Source organism: Streptomyces cyaneofuscatus (genome assembly GCF_000718135.1).
Lineage (GTDB): Bacteria > Actinomycetota > Actinomycetes > Streptomycetales > Streptomycetaceae > Streptomyces > Streptomyces cyaneofuscatus.
Genome location: NZ_JOEM01000013.1, coordinates 276765 through 294631, shown reverse-complemented (window position 1 = coordinate 294631; position 17867 = coordinate 276765). Strand labels below are relative to the sequence as shown.

The 17867-nt window shown below is 71.9% G+C and carries 17 protein-coding genes and 1 tRNA gene; 10 read left to right on the top strand and 8 right to left on the bottom strand.

The genetic code is table 11. From position 1 onward, the window contains the following. Window positions 1–7 precede the first annotated feature (7 nt). Window positions 8–1285, bottom strand: a complete 1278-nt coding sequence (locus IF17_RS0122555; protein WP_030568719.1) for an allantoate amidohydrolase — start codon at window positions 1283–1285, stop codon at window positions 8–10. Beyond that, entirely contained in the window at window positions 1285–2943 is a 1659-nt protein-coding gene (gene hutU, locus IF17_RS0122550; RefSeq protein ID WP_030568717.1) for a urocanate hydratase, read from the bottom strand. The genes IF17_RS0122555 and hutU overlap by 1 nt, the downstream gene beginning before the upstream one ends. Before the next feature lie 133 nt (window positions 2944–3076). Here hutU and IF17_RS0122545 point away from each other — a divergent pair, with 133 nt between their 5' ends. The 5 genes from IF17_RS0122545 (at window position 3077) to IF17_RS0122525 (ending at window position 6839) form a co-directional block, all read left to right on the top strand. Beyond that, window positions 3077–4468, top strand: coding sequence for an APC family permease (locus IF17_RS0122545; RefSeq protein ID WP_051884092.1), 1392 nt, complete (start codon window positions 3077–3079; stop codon window positions 4466–4468). 157 nt (window positions 4469–4625) lie between these two features. Then, a complete protein-coding gene (locus tag IF17_RS0122540) occupies window positions 4626–5039 on the top strand; it encodes a hypothetical protein (RefSeq protein ID WP_030568713.1) in 414 nt (137 codons plus the stop codon). After that, a complete protein-coding gene (locus IF17_RS0122535) occupies window positions 5036–5848 on the top strand; it encodes a helix-turn-helix domain-containing protein (protein ID WP_030568711.1) in 813 nt (270 codons plus the stop codon). The genes IF17_RS0122540 and IF17_RS0122535 overlap by 4 nt, the downstream gene beginning before the upstream one ends. Before the next feature lie 38 nt (window positions 5849–5886). After that, complete coding sequence (locus IF17_RS0122530; protein WP_018515593.1) at window positions 5887–6354, top strand: roadblock/LC7 domain-containing protein; 468 nt, start codon at window positions 5887–5889, stop codon at window positions 6352–6354. Window positions 6355–6464: 110 nt separating this feature from the next. After that, a complete protein-coding gene (locus IF17_RS0122525; protein ID WP_018492857.1) occupies window positions 6465–6839 on the top strand; it encodes a hypothetical protein in 375 nt (124 codons plus the stop codon). Between the two features lie 117 nt (window positions 6840–6956). On the opposite strand, the gene IF17_RS0122520 is transcribed toward IF17_RS0122525, so the two are convergent. Both IF17_RS0122520 and IF17_RS0122515 read right to left on the bottom strand, forming a co-directional pair. Continuing rightward, on the bottom strand, window positions 6957–7496 hold the full coding sequence (locus tag IF17_RS0122520) for a hypothetical protein (RefSeq protein WP_030568707.1): 540 nt from the start codon (window positions 7494–7496) through the stop codon (window positions 6957–6959). A 221-nt stretch (window positions 7497–7717) separates the two neighbouring features. Beyond that, window positions 7718–8563 (bottom strand): MurR/RpiR family transcriptional regulator, encoded by an 846-nt coding sequence (locus IF17_RS0122515; RefSeq protein ID WP_032772405.1) that lies wholly within the window; start codon window positions 8561–8563, stop codon window positions 7718–7720. A 206-nt stretch (window positions 8564–8769) separates the two neighbouring features. Here IF17_RS0122515 and IF17_RS0122510 point away from each other — a divergent pair, with 206 nt between their 5' ends. Next, on the top strand, window positions 8770–9219 hold the full coding sequence (locus IF17_RS0122510) for a hypothetical protein (protein ID WP_030568703.1): 450 nt from the start codon (window positions 8770–8772) through the stop codon (window positions 9217–9219). 403 nt (window positions 9220–9622) lie between these two features. Here the strand turns inward: IF17_RS0122510 and IF17_RS0122505 are convergent, their stop codons facing one another. Next, window positions 9623–11029, bottom strand: coding sequence for a cystathionine beta-synthase (locus IF17_RS0122505; RefSeq protein WP_030568701.1), 1407 nt, complete (start codon window positions 11027–11029; stop codon window positions 9623–9625). A gap of 235 nt (window positions 11030–11264) precedes the next feature. On the opposite strand from IF17_RS0122505, the gene IF17_RS0122500 reads away from it, so the two are divergent. From IF17_RS0122500 to IF17_RS0122490, 3 genes are all read left to right on the top strand, one after another. Next, window positions 11265–12278 carry an SGNH/GDSL hydrolase family protein gene (locus tag IF17_RS0122500; protein WP_018515612.1) on the top strand — a complete coding sequence of 338 codons (1014 nt, stop codon included), beginning with the start codon at window positions 11265–11267 and terminating at the stop codon, window positions 12276–12278. Between the two features lie 165 nt (window positions 12279–12443). Then, window positions 12444–13664 carry an acetyl-CoA C-acetyltransferase gene (locus IF17_RS0122495; protein ID WP_030568699.1) on the top strand — a complete coding sequence of 407 codons (1221 nt, stop codon included), beginning with the start codon at window positions 12444–12446 and terminating at the stop codon, window positions 13662–13664. 278 nt (window positions 13665–13942) lie between these two features. Then, window positions 13943–14821, top strand: coding sequence for a hypothetical protein (locus IF17_RS0122490; protein WP_237667073.1), 879 nt, complete (start codon window positions 13943–13945; stop codon window positions 14819–14821). A 34-nt stretch (window positions 14822–14855) separates the two neighbouring features. On the opposite strand, the gene IF17_RS0122485 is transcribed toward IF17_RS0122490, so the two are convergent. The 3 genes from IF17_RS0122485 to IF17_RS0122475 form a co-directional block, all read right to left on the bottom strand. Next, entirely contained in the window at window positions 14856–15173 is a 318-nt protein-coding gene (locus IF17_RS0122485) for a hypothetical protein (protein WP_026242132.1), read from the bottom strand. Window positions 15174–15299: 126 nt separating this feature from the next. Continuing rightward, window positions 15300–16184, bottom strand: coding sequence for a Bax inhibitor-1/YccA family protein (locus tag IF17_RS0122480; protein ID WP_018515616.1), 885 nt, complete (start codon window positions 16182–16184; stop codon window positions 15300–15302). 248 nt (window positions 16185–16432) lie between these two features. Further along, a tRNA-Leu gene (locus IF17_RS0122475) sits at window positions 16433–16518 on the bottom strand. Between the two features lie 553 nt (window positions 16519–17071). Between IF17_RS0122475 and IF17_RS0122470 the strand changes: the two genes are divergently transcribed. Then, on the top strand, window positions 17072–17842 hold the full coding sequence (locus IF17_RS0122470) for an ABC transporter ATP-binding protein (RefSeq protein WP_018515617.1): 771 nt from the start codon (window positions 17072–17074) through the stop codon (window positions 17840–17842). Window positions 17843–17867: the final 25 nt, after the last annotated feature.

The following is a 17867-nucleotide window of genomic DNA, read 5'->3' as shown; positions in this document are numbered from 1 at the left end:
CGATTCGTCAGCTGCACGCGAGACCTTCCAGTACGTCGGCGAGTGCCCGCACCCCGGCCGTGCAGTCGTCCTCGGCGGCGTGTTCGGCCGGAGAGTGCGAGATGCCGGTGGGATTCCGTACGAAGAGCATGGCGGTGGGCACCGAAGCGGACAAAATACCCGCATCGTGGCCCGCGCCGGTACCGAGGACGGGGACCGGGCGCCCCGTGTCGCCGGTCCCCTCCAGGATCCTGGCGAGCTCGTCACGCAGGGCGTGCTCGAACTCGACGACGGGCGTGAAGGACTCCCGTACGACGTCGAGGTCGATCCCGGCCCGCTCGGCGTACTCCCGGGCGGCGCGCTCGATTCCGGTGACGACGGCGTCCAGGGTGGCCTGGTCGGCGGCGCGGGAGTCGAGCCAGCCACGGACGAGGGAGGGGATGGCGTTGACGCCGTTGGGCTCGACCGCGATCTTGCCGAAGGTGGCGAGGGCGCCGGTGAGTTCGGCCTCGCGGCGGGCGGCGAGCACGGTCTCGGCGTACGTGAGCATCGGGTCGCGGCGGTCGGCCAGACGGGTGGTGCCCGCGTGGTTGGCCTCGCCCCGGAAGTCGAACCGCCAGCGGCCGTGCGGCCAGATGGCGGAGGCGATGCCGACGGGGTCGCCCGTCAGGTCGAGGGCGCGGCCCTGCTCGACGTGGAGTTCGACGAACGCGCCGATCCGGGCGAGCCGTTCGGGGTCGGGGCCGATGGCCTCGGGGTCGTATCCGGCGCTCGCCATGGCGGCGGGCAGGGCGATCCCGTCCGCGTCCCGGAGGCGGTGGGCGTCGGCCACGGTGAGCTGCCCGGCGGCGAGCCGGGACCCGACGCAGGCGAGGCCGAAGCGGGCGCCCTCCTCGTCACCGAAGTTGGTGATGGCGAGGGGGCGGGTGAACGCCGCGCCCCGGGAGCGGAGTTCGTCGAGCGCGGCGAAGGAGGAGACCACACCCAGCGGCCCGTCGAAGGCGCCGCCGTCCGGTACGGAGTCCAGGTGCGAGCCGGTGACGACGGCGTCACCGGCCAGGGGGTCGCCGAGCCAGGCCCACTGGTTGCCGTTGCGATCGACCTCGTAGGTGAGGCCGCGCGCCTCGGCCTGCGTACGGAACCAGGCCCGGCAGTCGAGGTCCGCCGCCGACCAGGCGTAACGCCGGTAGCCGCCGCTGTCGGGGTGGCGGCCGACGGGGGCCAGCTCGCGCCACATGGAGAGGAAGGAGTCACCCGTACGCCACTGCTGGATGCCGGAGGAGGTGTCGGATGCGCCCGTGGGCATCAGTTGCCCTCCGCCATCGGGACGCGTACGCCCTTGTCCTCGGCGACGGACTCCGCGATGTCATAGCCCGCGTCGACGTGGCGGATGACGCCCATGCCGGGGTCGTTCGTCAGGACGCGGCGGATCTTCTCGCCCGCGAGCTTCGTGCCGTCGGCGACGGTGACCTGGCCCGCGTGGATGGAGCGGCCCATGCCGACACCGCCGCCGTGGTGGAGGGAGACCCAGGAGGCACCGGAGGCGACGTTGACCATGGCGTTGAGGAGCGGCCAGTCGGCGATGGCGTCGGAGCCGTCGAGCATGGCCTCGGTCTCGCGGTACGGGGAGGCGACCGAGCCGCAGTCGAGGTGGTCGCGGCCGATGGCCAGCGGGGCGGCCAGTTCGCCGCTCGCGACCATGTCGTTGAAGCGCTCACCTGCCTTGTCGCGCTCGCCGTAGCCGAGCCAGCAGATGCGGGCGGGCAGGCCCTGGAAGTGGACGCGCTCGCCGGCCATCTTGATCCAGCGGTGCAGCGACTCGTTCTCCGGGAAGAGCTCCAGCATCGCCCGGTCGGTCTTGTGGATGTCGGAGGCCTCGCCGGACAGGGCGGCCCAGCGGAAGGGGCCCTTGCCCTCGCAGAAGAGGGGCCGGATGTAGGCGGGGACGAAGCCGGGGAAGTCGAAGGCGCGGTCGTACCCGGCGAGCCGGGCCTCGCCGCGGATGGAGTTGCCGTAGTCGAAGACCTCGGCCCCGGCGTCCATGAAGCCGACCATGGCCTCGACGTGGCGGGCCATCGACTCCCGGGCGCGCTGGGTGAAGTCGGCGGGCTTCTCGGCGGCGAGGGTCGCCATGCCGTCGAAGTCGACGCCGATCGGGAGGTAGGCCAGCGGGTCGTGGGCGCTGGTCTGGTCGGTGACGATGTCGATGGGCGCGCCCTCGGCGAGCATCCGGGGCAGCAGCTCCGCCGCGTTGCCGAGGAGGCCGATGGAGAGAGGCTTCCGCTGGTCGCGGGCTTCGACGGCGAGCTGGAGGGCGTGCTCCAGGTTGTCCGCCTTGACGTCCAGGTAGCGGTGCTCGATGCGGCGCTCGATGGCGCGCGGGTCGACGTCGATACAGATGGCGACGCCGTCGTTCATGGTGACGGCGAGCGGCTGGGCGCCGCCCATGCCGCCGAGCCCGGCCGTCAGCGTGATCGTCCCGGCCAGGGTTCCGCCGAACTTCTTCGCGGCGACGGCGGCGAAGGTCTCGTAGGTGCCCTGGAGGATGCCCTGGGTGCCGATGTAGATCCAGGACCCGGCGGTCATCTGGCCGTACATGGTGAGGCCGAGCGCCTCCAGGCGGCGGAACTCCTCCCAGTTGGCCCAGTCGCCGACCAGGTTGGAGTTGGCGATCAGGACGCGCGGCGCCCACTCGTGGGTCTGCATGACACCGACCGGCCGCCCCGACTGGACGAGCATCGTCTCGTCCTGCTTGAGCGTCTGCAGGGTGCGGACCATCGCGTCGAACGAGCGCCAGTCGCGGGCCGCCTTGCCCGTGCCGCCGTAGACGACGAGCTTGTCGGGGTGCTCGGCGACCTCGGGGTCCAGGTTGTTCTGGAGCATGCGCAGGGCGGCTTCCTGCTGCCATCCCAGGGTGCTGAGGGCGCTGCCGCGCGGCGCTCGTACGGGGCGGGGTCCTGACATGGCGGTGCCTCCTCGGGACGGTGAACATCTATTCACATCCTGAGGCGCTGAATAGTCGTAGTCAACAGGTGCGGTTCGCGTCGCGTCCGGGAAGAGGTGTTCCATCCCCGACCCGAGGGCACCGGAGGCACCGATGAGCACGCCCGGCACACCAGACATGCCCGGCACACCCGCGCCCGCGGCCCCCGAGGCGTCGCCGCCGCTCAAGCGCGCGCTCGGCCCCAAGCTGCTGATCCTCTTCGTCATCGGGGACATCCTCGGCACCGGTATCTACGCCACCACCGGCGACGTGGCGGGCAAGGTGGGCGGGGCGCTCTGGCTGCCGTTCGCGATCGGGTTCGTCGTGGCCCTGCTGACGGCGGCCTCGTACGTGGAGCTCGTCGGCAAGTACCCGAAGGCGGCCGGGGCCGCGCTCTACACCCAGAAGGCGTTCAGGATCCCCTTCCTGACCTTCATCGTCGCCTTCATGGTCATGTGCTCCGGGCTCTCCTCGGCGAGCGCGGCGGCCCGGGCGTTCAGCGGCGACTACCTGGGGGAATTCACCGACGCCGTACCGCCGACCCTCATCGCGATCCTCTTCATCCTCGCGCTGGCCGCGATCAACCTGCGCGGGGTCTCCGAGTCGGTGAAGGCGAACGTCGTGCTGACCCTGGTGGAGGTCAGCGGGCTCGCGGTGATCCTGGCGATCGGCGCGTACGCGGTGTTCAGCGGCGACGGCGAGCCCTCCCGGCTGACCCAGATCGAGGCCGGCGGAACCGGATACGCCCTGATCACCGGGGTGCTCGGCGCCACCGCGCTCGGCTTCTTCGCCTTCGTGGGCTTCGAGGACTCGGTGAACATGGCCGAGGAGACCAAGGACCCCGCGCGCAACTTCCCGCGCGCCATCTTCATCGGCGTGGCCGTGACCGGCACGATCTACATCCTGGTCGCGCTGGTCTCCTCGCTCCTGGTCGACTCCCGCACCCTGTCCGACTCCAGCGGCCCGCTGCTGGAAGTGGTGAAGGCGGGCGGCGTCGATTTTCCGCCGAAACTCTTCGCGCTGATCGCCCTCTTCGCGGTCACCAACTCGGCGCTGATCAACCTCATGATGGCCTCGCGGCTCTGCTACGGCATGGCCAACGAACGCATCCTCCCGCCCACGATGGGCAAGGTCCTGGCGGGCCGGCGCACCCCCTGGGTCGGCATCGTCTTCGTCTCCCTCCTGGCGATCGGCCTGGTCTCCACCGGCGAGATCGAGGGGCTCGGCGACACCACCTCGTTCCTGCTGCTCTGCGTCTTCGGCGTGGTCAACATCGCCGTACTGGTCCTGCGCAAGGACCGCGTGGACCACCGCCACTTCCGTACGCCGACCGCCCTGCCGGTGCTCGGCGCGATCACCTCGCTGGTCCTGGCGAGCCCGCTCGCCGACCGGGGCGCCGACGTCTACGTACGGGCCGGGATCCTGCTGCTGATCGGGATCGGGCTGTGGGCGGTGAACAGGGCGGTGATGGCGGCCCGCGAGAAGTCCGACCGAGCGGCGGCCTGACGGAACGTCACCCCAGTTCCCGGCCACCACATTTCAGCCGCTCCTTTACACCCTGGGGCGCATGTACCAAAGGAAAATGCCAGAACCTCCACCTGCCGTGAGTACGTTGCGTAGCCTCAGGGTCACAGCCGTACGCCGCGTCGGGAGGGGAATCCGCGTGCCCGGAATCGACGAGTGCCTGCTCGAAGTCATGAGGCTGCCCGGCGCCCGGGGCGCCTCGGTGGTCGACTGGACGAGCGGCCTCGCGCTCGGCACCATCGGCGAGTCCCCCAACGGCGACCACGAGGCGACGGCGGCCGAGACGGCGGAGGTCGCCCGGATGACCGCCGAACAGCCCGCCTTCGCCCACCTGACCGCAGGGGGCGGAGGCGAACGCTCCGGGGAAGCGCCGAGCACCTCTGTCGAGGACGTCATCGTCACCACACAAGACGGTTACCACATGCTCCGCTTCGTCGAGACGGCTTTCGACAGCAGCGTCTTCCTCCACCTCTGGCTGAGCCGCTCCGAGGGCAACCTCGCGATGGCCCGGTTACGGCTGGGCGAGCTGGCCGAGCGGCTGGTGCTGGCATGAGCGCGATAGCCGCCGATCCCGGCGCCCCGGAGACGGACCGGCTCCCGGTCCTCTCCCCGATGCTCCAGCGACTCGCCGCCGAACGGGCCACCGGCGCCCTGATGCGCGACCGCGGCACGCTCTACCTCGCCGACGGCCAGGTGGTGCACGCCGAGAGCCCCGCCACCCCCGGCATCGACGTCCTCCTCACCACCGGCGGCACGCTGCGGCACGAGGGCTGGTGGGACGCGGTGGCGCAGGCCGGGGCCGGACAGCGGGTCGGCCGCTATCTCGTGGACAGCGGCCATGTGCCGGGCGGCGCACTGGAGTTGTGCCACCTGGGCGCGTTGTACGACGCCGCGTTCTTCGCCCTCGCCCCGACCGGGACGCCCGCCCGCTTCCGTTACGGGGTGTCCCACTGGATCGGCCCGGTGCGGCCGGTCCCGGTGGCCGCCGTCCAGCGCGAGACCCTGCGCAGACGGGAGCTGCTGGACCGGATCTGGCCCGACGCCGCCTGCGACAGCGCCCCGATCGTCCGGGCGGCGGCACACCCGGGCGACAGCCCCGTACCCGCCCGCCAGCGCGCCGTCCTGGAGCTGGCCGACGGTGTGCGTACGGCGTCGGACATCGCCCTGGCACTGGGCCGTTCGGCGTTCCACATCCTGGTCGACCTGCGGCGGCTCGCCGCGGCAGGCCTGGTGGAGGCGGTCCGCGCGCAGCCCCTGCCCGCCACCGCCTCGGCACACGGCCGGATCACGCTCCCCGAGGTGACGGCCGACCCCGATATCGCCCTGCTGCGCCGGCTCCGAGACGCATTGGAGGCCCTGTGATACGCGCGCTCAGACAGCGTGCCGGGAGGAGACAGCTGATGGTTCCCGAGGCCGAGACGCGCGGTGTCCTCGACGAGCTCCAGCGGTTACGGGCCAGGGTCCCCCTCCTCGCCGGGGCGCTGGCCGCCTCCACCGACGGACTGGTCCTGGCCCACGACACCCCGGGCATCGAGGCCGAGGGCGTCGCCGCCCTCACCGCCGCCGCGCTCGGCGTCTCGATCCGGATGACGGAGGCCACCGGCCGCGGCGGTTTCCGGGAGCTCCTGGTCCGCGGCGAGAGCGGCTACATCGCCACCTACGCCGCCGGCTCCTCCGCCGTCCTGACCCTGTTGGCCGAGGACCGCATCAACGTCGGCCGGCTCCATCTGGAGGGCCGCCGGGCAGGCGCCCGGATCGGCGAACTCGTCGACACCGCCCTGGAACGCGCCGAGCGCACGCCCCCCATGCCGCGCACCGCACCGTCGCGCGGCGCCCCCAACCGCACGCTCCCGCAGCGCCCCACGTAGCCACCCCTCCCTCCCCCCACACGCACCACGACCCACACACCACACCCATGCCACTCACGCGAAAACGCACCCGGTCAGCGCGACCGGCCACGGAAAGGAAACGAGCCTCCATGGCGAACACCGAAGCGTCACTGAAGGAAGCGATGAGCTCGATCGAGGGCACCACGGGTGTCGCCCTCGTCGACTACACGAGCGGAATGGCCCTGGGCACGCTCGGCGGCGGCAAGGACTTCAACCTGGAGGTCGCGGCCGCGGGCAACACCGACGTGATCCGCGCCAAGCTCCGCACCATGGAGCACCTGGGGCTGAAGGAGGAGATCGAGGACATCCTCATCACGCTGGGCACCCAGTACCACCTGATCCGGCTGCTCAAGACCCGGGGCAGCAACGGCCTCTTCCTCTACCTGGTGCTGGACGCGAGCCGCGCGAACCTGGCGATGGCCCGCCACCAGCTGAAGAAGATCGAGGCCGAGCTGGAGGTCTGAGGCCTGAAAGGTCGGACCTGTGTGCGGTGAGGTCCCAGCGCGTAAAGGTCCGACCTCTCGCAGTCTCGGCGTGCAAAGGTCCGACCTCACGTGCGGCGACGCCGCAAAGGTCCGACCTCACCGGCGGCGACGCCGCGCCCCTCCCGGCGCGGCGTCCCCCGCCGCCGGCCCCGTCGTCCGGTGCCCCTGCACCCGCTTGGCGACCGGGCTGCCGCGCCCGGCCCAGTCGGTGCGCACCCAGTACAGGACGTCGTCCCGGCGCTCCCGCTGCCCGATCCGCACCGCCTTGGCCCAGAGACCGGCCCCCGCGCCCGCGAGGACCAGCCCGCCGGCGCCCGGCAGCGCGAACGAGGACGCCACCGCCGCCACGAACGCGCCCAGCAGCCACCACCGGTGCCCGCGCCGCCACACCCGTACGGTCACGGCCCGGTCCTGGAGGAAGTCGCCGCGCCCCGCCCGGGAGGCGCCCCGCGCCAGCTCCGCGTACCGCCCGCCGCGCGCCAGGAGCACGACGGCCGCGGTGACGATGAAGAGCGCCGCCCCCGCCAGCAGCCCGATCCGGCGCCCGGTCAGCCCCGGTACGAACGCTCCCCCGGCGGCGGCCACCAGCCCGGCCCACCACAGCGGGGCGGCTCCGGCCCGTACGATCACGGCCACTCTCGCCAGCGACTGCCCTCCGCGCCCCACGTCCGTACCCCTCTCGCTCGCCCTGTATCCGCCGGTCCCTGCCGGTCGCTCCGGTCGTTCCGGCTGCTCCGGTCGTTCCGGCTGCTCCGGTCGTTCTGCGCGCGGAGATTAGCGGGCGCAGATGAGGGGTGCGTGAGAATCCGCGAGATCGGCGGGCGCGGGCCTTCGCCGAAGGAAGCGGGCGCGGGCCCTCACTCCACGAACAGGCCCCGGGCAGCCGCCCGTACGTCGAACTCCTCCAGCCGCGCCTGGGCGTCGGGCAGTTCGTCGCACATCGCCTCCAGCAGCACCCGCCCCAGCAACATCGGCGCGCAGACGGTGTCGAAGGAGAGCCCGGAGCCGATGGCCGCCGGGAGGAGCAGATCGCTGTGCTTGGCGACCGGCGCGAAGGCGGAGTCCGCGACGGTGACGACGGTGAGCCCTTGCTCCCCGGCGTACGCCAGCGCCTCCACGCACTCCCTGGGGTGGCGCGGCAGCGCGAAGCACATCAGGGCGGTGGCGCCGGCCCGGCGGGCGGAGTCGATCCGGTCCAGGAGCATGGAGCCGCCCTCGTCGAGGACGCGGACGTCGGGATGCACCTTGGCGGCGAAGTAGCCGAACCCGCGCGCCTGCGAGGAGGCCGCGCGCAGCCCCAGCACGGGCAGCGGCCGGGACCCGGCCAGCAGCCGGCCCGCCCGCTCCACGGGTCCGGGGTCGGCGAGGAGGTCCGAGAGGTGCTGGAGGTTCTCGATCTCGGCGCGGACGGCCTGCTGGTACTCGTTGTACGTCTCCCCCGCGTCCTCCTGCGCCGCGTCGGCGGGCGCGACCTCGCGGAGGTGGCGGCGGAGCGCCGGGTAGCCGTCGAAGCCGAGGGCGACGGCGAAGCGGGTGACGGAGGGCTGGCTGACCCCGGCGAGCTCGGCCAGCTCGACGCTGGAGAGGAACGGCGCGTCGGCCGCCCGGCGGACCATGCAGTGCGCGATGCGCCGCTGGGTGGGCGTGAGCCGGTGCCCCTCGAAGAGCCGCTGCAACCGCGCGGCGGGGCTGCTCCCACTCATGCTGTCCCCTTGCTGATCCTCGCCGGATCCCTCGCGCCACGATCGGCGTCGCGCCACGGTCGGCGCCGACAGATCCATTCAGCCAGGAAGGCTCCTGCATGTCCATATGCAGCGGCGGGGAACGGGTGGACGGGCGGCCTCCCGGCCCGTAAATAGGGGGGCTAGCCCCCGTGCCCGGGCCCGCCCGCGCTCGTAACGTAACGGGCATGGAAGCCCGTGACCACGAGATCGAGAAGGAGCTCGCCGCCACCCTCCAGGCGCGCCGCGAGCTGGGTCCGGAGTACGAGTCGGCGCTCATCGACTCGTTCCTGGAGAAGGTCGAGCAGCGCCTCGACACCACCCTGGACCGCCGGGTCCGGCGCCACCTGGCCGAGCAGCAGGTGACGGCCGCCCGGGACCCCCGGTCCATACGGACGCCGTCCGCCGCGGGGGCGCCGTCCGGGTTCGGGGAGGGGTTCGGGTTCGGGGTCGTCTCGCTCGTGCTGGCGGTCCCGCTCTCCGCGATCGGCGTCGTCAACGCGGGCATCGAGGGGCTGGTGGTGGCCTGGATGGGGATCGTCGGGGTGAACGCGGTCCACGCGGCGCGCAGCGGGGGCCTGTTCCGGCGGCGGGAGCGGCGCGCGGCCTCCGCTTCGGCCTCGGAGTGGAACGACTGACCGGGTGACGCCGCCGCACAGGTGACGCGGGTGACGCACGTGACGTGGCCGGGAACGGCCGCGCGGCCGGGCCCTCGGGGGGGGGCCGGCCGCGCGTCCAGGGGATACCCCTGAGGTATGTCGCGGGGGCCGCCGCACCCCCGGTGGCCCGGGGGGCGGGACGACGGCGGTCCCCGCGAAGGACGCGGTCCGGGTCAGGGCCGGATGCCCGCGTCCGGGCGACGGTGGAGGTCCGGGAGCCGCTCCGTAGTCCGGTGTCGCCGTTCTGGGTGCCGGCGGGTTTCCCTGCCGACACCCACCAATGTGCCGGAGCCGTGTTAAGCGGGTGCTGCGCGGACGTGACGCGCTCGTACCGTTTTCGCGAAGCCCCGGCCCCGGGCGGTCCACGGCCGGCGCCGGGCCGTCAGGCCTTCGCGGACCCGGCGTCCTTCGCGAGGAACGCCAGCACGTCCTGCCTGCTCACGACGCCCTTCGGCTTGCCCTCGACGAGCACGATCGCCGCGTCCGCACCATCGGCACCGCTGAGCGCGGCCATCAGGTCCTCGACCGGCTCGCCCGAGCCGACCTGCGGCAGCGGGGCCGACATGTGCTTCTCCAGCGGGTCGCTGAGCGAGGCGCGCTGGGTGAACAGGGCGTCCAGCAGCTGCCGCTCGACGACGGAGCCGATGACCTCGGCGGCCATCACGTCGGGGTGTCCGGCGCCCGGCTTCACGATCGGCATCTGGGAGACGCCGTACTCGCGCAGGACGTCGATCGCCTGGCCGACCGTCTCGTCCGGGTGCATGTGGACGAGGGAGGGCAGCGGGCCCTCCTTGAAGTTGAGCACGGCGCTGACCTGCGGGGAGGAGCTGGTGTCCTCCAGGAAGCCGTAGTCGGCCATCCACTCGTCGTTGAAGATCTTGCTGAGGTAGCCGCGGCCGCTGTCGGGCAGCAGCACCACCACGACGTCGTCCGGGCCGAGCCGCTTGGCGACCTCCAGGGCCCCGACGACCGCCATGCCGCAGGAGCCGCCGACGAGCAGGCCCTCCTCCTTGGCGAGGCGGCGGGTCATCTGGAAGGTGTCCTTGTCGGAGACCGCGACGATCTCGTCGGTGACCTCGGCGTCGTAGGCGGAGGGCCAGAAGTCCTCGCCGACGCCCTCGACCAGGTACGGCCGGCCGGAGCCGCCGGAGTAGACCGAGCCCTCCGGGTCGGTGCCGATGACCTGGACGGCGCCCTTGCTGATCTCCTTGAGGTAGCGCCCGGTGCCGGTGATCGTGCCGCCGGTGCCGACGCCCGCGACGAAGTGGGTGATCTTCCCCTCCGTCTGCTCCCACAGCTCGGGACCGGTGGTCTCGTAGTGCGAGCGCGGGTTGTTCGGGTTGGAGTACTGGTCCGGCTTCCAGGAGCCCGGCGTCTCGGCGACCAGCCGGTCGGAGACGTTGTAGTACGAGTCCGGGTGCTCCGGGTCAACCGCGCTGGGGCAGACGACGACCTCGGCGCCGTACGCGCGCAGCACGTTGATCTTGTCCGTGGACACCTTGTCCGGGCAGACGAAGATGCACTTGTAGCCCTTCTGCTGGGCGACGATCGCGAGGCCGACGCCCGTGTTGCCGCTGGTCGGCTCGATGATCGTGCCGCCGGGCTTGAGCTCGCCGCTCTGCTCGGCCGCCTCGATCATGCGCAGGGCGATGCGGTCCTTCACCGACCCGCCGGGGTTGAAGTACTCGACCTTGGCCAGGACGGTCGCCTGGATACCTGCCGTGACGTTGCGCAGCCTCACCAGCGGGGTGTTGCCGACAAGAGTGATCAGCGAATCGTGGAATTGCACCGTGTACTCCGGGATCTCCGAGATGGTCCGGCCCAGAGTATGCGTACGGGCCGGACGATGCGTACGTACGGGCTCCGTCCCGGGAAGGGAGGCCGGAAAGCGAGGTCGGACACGGAGCGTACGGGCCCGGAGACGCGCGGTGCGATTGGGCGGCGCACTTCACGGGGCAGGTAGGTACATGTAGGGCGGGCGGTACGGCGAGAAGGAGGTGGACCGGACTGTGTCGAGAGCAAGGGTGGCACGGCGGATCGCGGCGGGCGCGGCTTACGGCGGTGGCAGCATCGGACTGATCGGTGCGGCGGCCGTCGGCGTGTTCCTGGCGGAGGTCCAGCTCGCGAAGAGGCAGGTGGGCGGCGGTACGGCGCCGGTTCCGCCGAGTGCGGACGGGCGGTACGGGGTGGCGTTCGCCGGCCCGAACGATCCGTTGCGGCTCGGGATGCTGGGGGATTCGACGGCGGCGGGCCAGGGCGTTCGGCGGGCCGGGCAGACCCCGGGGGCGCTGCTCGCCTCGGGGCTTGCGGCGGTGTCCGAGCGGCCGGTGGACCTGCGGAACGTGGCCCTGCCGGGGGCCCGGTCGGACGATCTGGAGCGGCAGGTCTCGCTGCTGCTCGCGGACCCGGCCCGTACCCCGGACGTCTGCGTGATCATGATCGGGGCGAACGACGTCACCCACCGGATGCCCGCCACCCAGTCGGTGCGCTGTCTGACGACGGCGGTGCGCCGACTGCGGACGGCGGGGGCGGAGGTGGTCGTGGGGACCTGCCCGGACCTGGGCACGATCGAGCCGGTGTACCAGCCGCTGCGGTGGCTGGCCCGGCGGGTGAGCAGGCAGCTGGCGGCGGCGCAGACGATCGGCTCGGTGGAGCAGGGCGGGCGCACGGTGTCGCTGGGCGACCTGCTGGGCCCGGAGTTCGCGGCGAACCCGCGCGAGCTGTTCGGCCCGGACAACTACCACCCCTCCGCCGAGGGGTACGCGACGGCGGCGATGGCGGTGCTGCCGACGCTCTGCGCGGTGCTGGGCCTGTGGCCGGAGTCGGACCGGCTGGACGGTTCGCGCCGCGAGGACATCCTCCCGGTGGCCAAGGCGGCCTCCCAGGCGGCCCGCGAGGCCGGTACGGAGGTCACGGGGGCGCGCGCTCCCTGGGCGCTCCTCAAGCACCGCAGGAGGCGGCGTCTGCCCGCCTCCACGGAGACGGAACCGGCGGCGGCGCCCCATCCGCACCCGGACGCGGCGCACGGGCACACGTAGGGCTCTCCGGACCGGGCACCCGGCAGGCAGCAGAGGGCTGAGCAAGCGCTTAGAAAAGAGTCGCTCATCACACGGCCTGCCGGGTGACCCGGGCCATACGCCCGGGTAGCTTCCAAGGGAGTTCCGCCCGTCCACCCAGCTTTCCAGCCCTCATGGAGCCGCGTGATGCCCGAAGCCGTGATCGTCTCTGCCGCCCGTTCGCCGATCGGCCGCGCCTTCAAGGGGTCCCTCAAGGACCTGCGCGCGGACGACCTGACCGCCACGATCATCCAGACCGCGCTGGCCAAGGTCCCCGAGCTGGACCCGAAGGACATCGACGACCTGATGCTGGGCTGCGGCCTCCCCGGGGGCGAGCAGGGCAACAACCTGGGTCGCATCATCGCCGTACAGATGGGGATGGACCACCTTCCCGGCTGTACGGTCACCCGCTACTGCTCCTCCTCGCTCCAGACCAGCCGGATGGCGCTGCACGCGATCAAGGCGGGCGAGGGCGACGTCTTCATCTCGGCGGGCGTCGAGATGGTGTCCCGCTTCACCAAGGGCAACTCCGACAGCCTCCCGGACACGCACAACCCGCTCTTCGCCGAGGCCGAGGCCCGCACCGCCGCCCGCGCCGAGGAGTCCGGTGCCGACTGGCACGACCCGCGTGAGGACGGCCTCGTCCCGGACGCGTACATCTCGATGGGGCAGACCGCGGAGAACCTGGCCCGGTCCAAGGGCGTCACCCGCCAGGAGATGGACGAGTTCGGCGTACGGTCGCAGAACCTCGCCGAGGAAGCCCTGAAGAACGGCTTCTGGGAGCGGGAGATCACCCCGGTCACCACCCCCGACGGCACGGTCGTCTCCAAGGACGACGGCCCGCGCGCCGGCGTCACGCTGGAGGGCGTGCAGGGCCTCAAGCCGGTCTTCCGCCCCGACGGCCTGGTCACCGCGGGCAACTGCTGCCCGCTCAACGACGGCGCCGCCGCCCTGGTGATCATGTCCGACACCAAGGCGCGCGAGCTGGGCCTGACCCCGCTGGCCCGGATCGTCTCCACCGGCGTCTCCGGCCTCTCCCCCGAGATCATGGGCTACGGCCCCGTCGAGGCGAGCAAGCAGGCGCTGAAGCGGGCGGGCCTGACCATCGGCGACATCGACCTCGCCGAGCTGAACGAGGCGTTCGCCGCCCAGGTCATCCCCTCCTACCGGGACCTCGGCCTGCCGCTGGAGAAGGTCAACGTCAACGGCGGCGCGATCGCGGTCGGCCACCCCTTCGGCATGACGGGCGCCCGCATCACCGGCACGCTGATCAACAGCCTCCAGTTCCACGACAAGCAGTGGGGCCTGGAGACGATGTGCGTGGGCGGCGGCCAGGGCATGGCGATGGTGATCGAGCGCCTGAGCTAGGCCCTACCAGGGCTTTCCTTACGCCCCGCAGGGCTTCCCTCACCATGGGGTGTCCGAATCGCACCGAGCCCCGACCGTGACCGAATCTCCCCCAGGATGTGATCTGCGTCCCGGGGGAGAGTCGTTTTCCCAGGTCACGGCAGATATAGGGATAAACCTAGGACCGAAAGACCTGTCCATTTCGTGACGTAATGCACTGACAGCCGGTACGGGTACAGGCCAAGCTGATGTAGGAAGTCGGGGGTATCGATTGAAACCGGGAGTTGTCAGTGAGCGCCATGTCATTTGCCCTGTTGCTGACCACCGCCGCTGCCACGGCCGTCGGCGCCGCCGCGCTGCATGCCGCTCACGGGCTGCGCAAGCAGGTCGCGGGCCTGCGCACGGAGCTGGCCGAGGGGCGCGCTCCTGGTGCGTCGGTGCCACCGCAGAGCCGTAGTGCCGCCACTCCCCCCGAGGAGATACGCGCGGCCGTCGCCGAGGCGCTGGCCGAGGAGCGCGAGCGTGAGCTGGCCGAGGCGCGTGCCTTCTGGGCCGCCCAGGAGGCCCGTGACGCGGCGGACGCCCCCTCCCTGCTGGGCGGGATGCCGGTGCTCGGTGAGGACGCCCCGTTCTACCTTCCGCGCCAGGCCGACTTCGCGGGTCTGGAGTCGCTGGACCTGGAATCGGCCGAGGCGATGGAGGAGCTGGCGGAGCTGAGCGAGCGGACGCTCGCGGAGCACGAGGCCGGTGAGTTCGCCGGTGAGTTCATGGACCTTCCGGAGATCGCGGACCACCCCGAGGACTCCCCCGAGCTGGCCGCGGCCCGCCGCCGCCACCCCTCGCACCCGGACTTCGTCCCCGTACAGACGCCGGTGGTCACCGACCACGAGCGCACCGTGAGCCGCCTGGAGGAGCTGGCCGACCTGGCCACCGAGCTCACCGATGTGCGGCCGGGACCGCTGGGCACGCTCGATGTGTACGTCTTCGCCGACGGCACCACGCTCTGTATGACCCCCGGCCACCGGGAGACGGCCGAGCGGCTCGCGGACGCGCTGCGGGCAGGCCGGCAGCCGGTGCTGCTGGGCGGCTCGGGCGTCTCCGGCGCCTACGCGCTGACCTTCTCCTGCGGTGAGGACAACGTCTACATCCTGGCGGACCGCGTCATCGCCTCGTTCTGACCCCTGCCGCGCGGGCCTGCCCAGGCGAAAGCCGCTAGGCGAAAGCCCGCGCCGCCGCTTCCTCGACGTATCGCACGGCCTCGTCCAGCTCTCCGGGCGGGGCCGTCACCAGTTCCACGGCCAGATCACGCCCCGCGACGGCGAGTTGGTCGCCCACGGCGAACACCCCGGCGTCCGGCAGCACCCGCGGCTCCGTCCCGGGGCTCTCGAAGCGCTGCGCCCGTACGGCGAGTTCGCGGGCGGCGGCCAGCCCCTCGGCGGCCGCACCGCGCTGGAGGCGGCTCTGCGGGGCCGAACGCAGCCGGTCGGCGAATCGGTCCACGGCCAGGATCAGAGGCGTCGTATCGAGCACGCGCACGACCCTACGCGCCCCTCCCGCACGGCCGCCAACGGCCGGACGCTTAAACGGAAGGGCCCGCAGGCTTCATGCCTGCGGGCCCTTCCGATGGTGCTGGCCGGCTCACCGGCACGTCACCGGTCAGTCGTCACCGCTGAGGATGGCGACCAGGCGCAGCATCTCGATGTAGATCCACACCAGGGTCACGGTGAGGCCGAACGCGGCCAGCCATGCCTCCTCGCGCGGGGCGCCGTACGCGATGCCGTCCTCGACCTGCTTGAAGTTGAGGGCGAGGATGCACGCGCCGATCACGATGGCCACGATGCCGAAGATGATGCCGAGGGCGCCGCTGCGGAAGCCGAGGCCGTCACCGCCGCCGAAGACGGCGAACAGCAGGTTGACCATCATCAGCAGCATGAAGCCGATGGCGGCCGCCATCACGAAGCCGTAGAAACGGCGCGTGACCCGGATCAGACCGGTGCGGTAGGCGATCAGCACACCGGCGAAGACCGCCATCGTGCCGAGCACCGCCTGCATCGCGGCGCCGGGAGCGACGTAGACACTGACGATGTTGCTGACGATGCCGAGGAAGACACCCTCGAACGCCGCGTAGGTAAGGATCAGCGCCGGCGAGGGCCGGCGCTTGAACGAGTTCACCAGCGACAGCACGAAGCCGATGATCGCGGCACCGATGGCGACACCGTAGGCGCTGCCCAGGTTCGCCTGGTCGACCGGCATGACCCACCAGGCGATGGCGGCGGCCACGACGACCAGACCGAGCGTCATCGCCGTACGCGTCACCACGTCGTCGATGGTCATCGCGTCGGTGCGCGCGGGCGCCGGGGCGCCGGGCTGGGTGCCCTGCTGGGCGTAAGGGTTGGTGGCGTACGGGTTTGCGGCGGTGCCCTGCGCGAACGGGTTGGCGCCCGTCGTGGCGGCCCCGGCCTGCGGCGCCGCGTTGAAGCCCGCGTGGCCGTTGTCGCGGCTGAACCCCCGTCGCGAGAAGACCGGGTTGCTGCTCCTCATCTCACTCCTCCATGGCCACACTGCGCGGCCTTGCGACAAGAGTAATGGGTAGGCAAAAGAAGCACCCAGTGCCGGAGGAGGATCTTTGTCACCGTGGCCGGCAGGTGACGGCGCGGCCCGCGCGGGCAGGATCCAGGGATCCGGCCGCACAGGGCTGCCCAGGCACTGCCGAGGGGCTACCCAGGGACTACCGGGGGCTACCCGGGGGCTACGGGGAGGACCGTCCGGGTCACGCTCCGTACTGTGCGTGGTGCCCGGAGCCGGACTCGAACCGGCACGCCCCCGAGGGGCAGCGAGGTTTAAGCTCGCCGTGTCTACGTTCCACCATCCGGGCGTGCCGCGCGGCTCCGCGTTGGCAACTGACCCTATCCGGGGGCGTCCCCCGATCAGCGGAACAGTGGCGCGATGTTGTCCTATTTTATTGAACGCTTGAGGGACCGTCAGCATTTTCGCGCGGCCTCACCACGCGCCCGCACCGGATCCCGGCCGACCGGACCCCCTGCGGGATTGACGGAAAGTCGCCGCACCCGTACGGCCCAATACGCCAGGTGCGCGCCATGCTTCGCCAGGGGGCGCGCCACCCTCGGGATCCGGGGCGTCGGGAGCGGCTCCCGTTCCGGGTGCGGGGGCGCCTGCGCCGCCGGGAAGGGGCCGTCACCCTGCGTCACGAGGCCGCCCCTCGGATGAAGCCTCAGGGTCGGTGTCATACCCGAGGAGGACGGCTCCACCCCTGTGATGCGACTCAAGAGGGCCACGGGAACGGGCATCGGGGGTGACGACTCGGCGCGATCGGGACGTGACGATGGAGTAGTCCCCAAGGCCGCGCCGTCAGCGCGGGCCGCGTCACCCCCGTATGCATCCGCATCACCCGAACCAGGAGCGTCCCTGTGACCACCACTCCCACCGTTCACCGCGCCACCGCGGTAGCTGCCCGCGCCACGGAGCTGTCGAAGGTCTACGGCGAGGGTGAGACGCAGGTCGTCGCCCTGGACCGGGTGACCGTGGACTTCCCGCAGGGCGAGTTCACCGCGATCATGGGCCCCTCGGGCTCCGGCAAGTCGACGCTGATGCACTGCGTGGCCGGTCTCGACAGCTTCAGCAGCGGTTCGGTGCGCATCGGCGACACCGAGCTGTCCACGCTGAAGGACAAGCAGCTCACCCAGTTGCGCCGGGACAAGATCGGCTTCATCTTCCAGGCCTTCAACCTGCTGCCGACGCTCACCGCGCTGGAGAACATCACCCTGCCGATGGACATCGCGGGCCGGAAGCCCGACGCCGCGTGGCTCCAGAAGGTCATCGACATGGTGGGGCTCTCGGACCGGCTCAAGCACCGGCCCACCGAGCTCTCCGGCGGCCAGCAGCAGCGTGTCGCCGTGGCCCGCGCCCTGGCCTCGCAGCCCGACATCATCTTCGGTGACGAGCCGACCGGAAACCTCGACTCCCGCTCCGGCGCCGAGGTCCTGGGCTTCCTGCGCAACTCGGTGCGCGAGCTGGGCCAGACCGTGGTGATGGTGACGCACGACCCGGTGGCCGCCTCCTACGCGGACCGGGTGATCTTCCTCGCGGACGGCGCCGTCGTCGACCAGATGATGCACCCGACCGCCGACGGGGTCCTCGACCGGATGAAGGCGTTCGACGCGAAGGGCCGCACGAGCTGACCCGGGCGGGCCGCCGCACCCCGGC